Annotated in this window: 2 protein-coding genes and 1 pseudogene; all 3 read left to right on the top strand. The window is 78.3% G+C overall.

All coding sequences use genetic code 11. The annotated features are described in order from the left end of the window. Positions 1–993, top strand: a pseudogene (locus tag AB0E96_RS39185) (hypothetical protein); the annotation flags it as partial. After that, positions 990–2,942, top strand: a complete 1,953-nt coding sequence (locus AB0E96_RS39180) for a TOMM precursor leader peptide-binding protein (protein WP_359831333.1) — start codon at positions 990–992, stop codon at positions 2,940–2,942. The pseudogene AB0E96_RS39185 and the gene AB0E96_RS39180, both read left to right, overlap by 4 nt. 17 nt (positions 2,943–2,959) lie before the next feature. After that, positions 2,960–4,017 (top strand): thiopeptide-type bacteriocin biosynthesis protein (locus tag AB0E96_RS39175; protein WP_359831332.1); only part of this gene is annotated, 1,058 nt, incomplete at its 3' end.

The following is a 4,017-nucleotide window of genomic DNA, read 5'->3' as shown; positions in this document are numbered from 1 at the left end:
GCCCCGCAGGTGCGGGGAGGGCCAGATCAGTTCGACTGCTACGAGGTAGTTGGACGGCTGACCCTCGCGGGTGCGGGGAGGACGCCACCCCGAAGCGTACTGGTCGCCGAGGCCCGACCGCCGCACGCCGAGCACCGCCCGTGGGCGGCGGGCCCCGGGCAGGTCGCGGCTCCACCCGGGGACCTGGCCGAGGCACTGCGCCGGGTGACCGCCCTCGGCGACCCCAGGCTGGGCGTGCTGGAGGCGCCCTCCCCGGGCGAGCTCCCGCAGCTGCCGATGGCGCTGGTCTCCTGCGGCACCCCGGCCGGCCCGCTGGCTGCCGGGGCGGTGCGGACGGACCTCGCCCGGCTGGCCGCCGCCTGCCGGTCCGCCGAACTCCACCTGGCAGCGGTGAGCGGGGGAGCCGTGCCCGTGGTCGGCGTCGATCCCGACCACGCCCTCGGCCGGGCGCTGCGCCGGGCCCTGCTCGGGCGGCCGGTCCGGGGCGGTCGCGCGGTGCCGGAGTCCGCCTGGCGGGAGCACCCGCAGGCCGCGCACTGGTACGGGGCCCTGGCCCGCCGGCTCGGCCGCGCTCCGAAACTGACTATCCGTCAATCCACGGGCGAGCGCGTCTATCTGGCGCGGACGGAGGAAAGGTGGGCGGTCGAGGCCACCCCCGCCGACGCCGTCGCCCACGCCGCCCTGGCCGCCCTCACCCGCCTGCTGGCCCGGGACGCGGGACTCGCCGCCGCCCACCACACCACCCTGTCCGGCGCCGCCGCCCCGCTCGCCGCCGCCGGCCGCACCCCGGCCCCCTGGACGGACCCGGGCTGGGCCGACCGCTGGCTCGCCGACCTCGCCGGCCAGGAGCCGGACCTGCGTGCCGCGCTGGCCCGGCTCACCGGCCTGCGCACCACCCGCTGGCGGCCCGCAGCCCCAGGGGCCCGGCCGTTCGCCGAGGCCCTGGACGGCTGCGGCTTCACGGCGCTCGTCACCGAGGAAGGCCGCCCATGAGCGAGTTGACCGTCCTCACACCGGCCCAGGCCCTGGCCGCGACCAGCGGTACGGCCGTCGTCCACCTCACCGAGTGGACCCTGGGCCTCGCCGCCCGGCTCAGCCGGCACGCCCTGGCGCACCCCGTACGCCTGGTGCCGGTGCGCGAGGACGGCGCGCTGACCGTGGTCGGGCCGGTGCTCGCCCCCGGCGCGCCGGCCTGCCTCGCCTGCGCCGAGTACCAGCGGCTCGCCACCAGCGGCGGCCGGGTGCCTTGGCAGAGCCCGGAGTTGGCGCTGGGAGGCACCGGCACCCCGGCCTTCACGGAGGCGGTGACCGCCCTCGCCGCCGAGCTGGCCGCGGAGGCCGCCCCGACCGCCGAAACCGAAGCCGGTGCGGCGGCCGAAGCCGAAGCCGAAGCCGAACCCGCGGCCGGGGCCGAGCCGTCCGCCCGCCCCGCCACCGTCCACGTGGTGCACGGGGGCCGGGCCACCTGGTCCACCCACCGCGTCCGCCCCGTCGGTGGCTGCGAGGTCTGCCACCCGCTGCCCGCCGACACGCCAGAAGCCGCCCGGCTGCCCGCCACCCCCCGCCCACTGCCCGACCCGGCCGTCCTGCGCGGCCCCAACGACCGCACCGGAGCAGGGCGGTTGCGGGCCGAACTGTACGACGAGCGGTTCGGCCCGGTCCGCCGGCTGTTCCGCACCGAGGACTCCGCCTTCGCCCTCACCACCGCCTGGGTGACCGACGGCCGGGCACTGGACGACGGCGGGTACGGGCGGGCCGCGGACTTCCGCTCCAGCGAACGGGTCGCGCTGTTCGAGGCGGTGGAGCGGTACGCGGGCATGCGGCCGCTCGGGCGCCGCACCGCGCTGCGCGCCTCCTACGCCGAACTGGCGGACCGGGAGGGCCCGGACGCCGTCCTCGACCCGGTCCGCCTCGGCCTGCCCGACGACACCCGGCCGGGGCGTCCCGCCGTGGCCACCGTCCCGTACACCCCGGAGCTGGCGCTCGACTGGGTGTACGGCTGGTCGCTCACCCACCGCCGCCCGGTCGCCGTCCCGGAGCACGTCGCCTACTGGGACGTGCCCGGACGCGACCGGCCCCGGGTGGTCTACGAGTCCTCGAACGGCTGCGGACTCGGCAACAGCCCCCAGGAAGCCGCGCTCTACGGCCTGTTCGAGGTCGCCGAGCGCGACGCCTTCCTGATGGCCTGGTACGCCCGCACCCCGTTGCCCGGCGTCGCCGTCCCCACCGAGGACCCGCGGATCGCCGAACTCGCCGACCGGGCCCGGCTGCTCGGCTACCGGCTCACCCTGCTCGACGCCACCAACGACCTCGGCGTCCCCGCCGTGATCGCCCTCTGCCGCCACCGCGGCGACCATCCCGACGCCCCGCGCACCTTCCTGGCCGCGGGCGCCCACCACGACCCGCGGACGGCGATCCGCTCCGCCGTCGCCGAGGTGGTCACCAACGTCCAGGAGGCGCCGCACCGCGCCGCCGCCCCCGGCGGGCCGCGCGACCCGCGTCGGCTGCGGCCGATGCTGGACCGCCCCGAGCTGGTCGTCACCCTGGACGACCACGTCGGCCTCAACGCCCTGCCCGAGGCCCAGCCCCGCCTCGACTTCCTCTTCGCCGGCCCGCCCCCGGTGCCGTGGCGGGAGCGCTGGCCCGGAGCGCCCGAGCCGGTCACCGACCTCACCGGGCTGCTGGAGCGGACGGTGGCCCGGCTGGCCGGGGAGGGCCTGGAGACCCTGGTGGTCACCCAGGACGAGCCCGGCGCCCGCGGCCGGCTGGGCCTGCACTGCGCCAAGGTCGTCGTCCCCGGCACGCTGCCGATGACCTTCGGCCACGCCAACCGCCGCACCCGCGGCCTGCCCCGCCTGCTGGACGTCCCGCACCGGCTCGGCCGTACGCCGGCGCCGCTGCGCCACGACGAACTGCCCCTCCACCCGCACCCGTTCCCCTGACCCCCGGAGAGCACGCGATGACCACCCACGCGCCGTCGGTCGCCACCTGGCGCAGCCTGCACCTCGCCCTGCCGCTGTCCGCCCGCGAGGCCGACGCCTTCCTCACCGAGGACCTCGCCCCGCTGATGGACGAACGTGTCGGCGCCGACTGGTTCTTCATCCGCTACGGCGAGGGCGGCCCCCACCTGCGCATCCGCTACCGCGACCCGGGCCGGGGCCGGGCGCCCGCCTCCCCCGCCGCCGAGCTCACCCGCCTCGCCACCCGCCGCACCCCGCTCGACGTCCCGTTCGCGGCCGGGCACGGCGAGGTCACCGAGGTCCGGTACGAGCCCGAGACCGAACGCTACGGCGGCGCGGCCCTGATGCCGATCGCCGAGGAGGTGTTCACCCACTCCACCCGCACCGCCCTGCGCGCCCTGCACGCCCTCGGCGCCCGGGGCGCGCAACGGCTGCCGCTCGCCCTGGACCTCGCCCACACCACCGCCCACGCCCTCGGCCTCGACGAACTCGAAGCCTCCCGCTGGCTGCGCGGCCACGCCGCCTCCTGGCGATGGGTCACCGAGTTCCGGCCGCTGCCCGGGGCCGCCGTGCACGTCCGGGTCAACACGGTGTTCGCCCGCCAGCGGACGGCCCTGGCCGCGCGCGCCCGGGAACTGCGCACCGCGCTGGACGCCGGAACGGCCACCCCCTGGCTCGCGGAGTGGGCGGCGCGGGTCGCCGAGGCCGCCGCCCGGATGCGGGCCGCCGCGCCCGAGGGGGCCGAGGAGCGGCTCTCCTGGGTCTGGGCCTCCCAGCTGCACATGCTGTTCAACCGGATCGGCGTCGGCCCGGACGAGGAACGGGCGGTCTGCCGGCTCGCCGCCCGCACCCTGCTGGAGACCGGGCGGCCGTTCACCTTCTTCCCCGCCGACCACCACGCCCCGGACCACCAGTACCTGGAGCGCAGCAAGTTCCAGATCGGCCGCGGCGAGGACACCGCCCTGCGCGACCTGCCGCACCACCCGGCCCCCGCTCCCCGCCCCGGCGACCACCCGCTGCCCGCCGACCCGCTGCCGGCCGTCACCCTCGCCGACGC

Origin of the sequence: Kitasatospora sp. NPDC036755, assembly GCF_040636595.1 — a bacterium.
Lineage (GTDB): Bacteria > Actinomycetota > Actinomycetes > Streptomycetales > Streptomycetaceae > Kitasatospora.
This window is presented reverse-complemented; position numbering and strand designations above follow the sequence as displayed.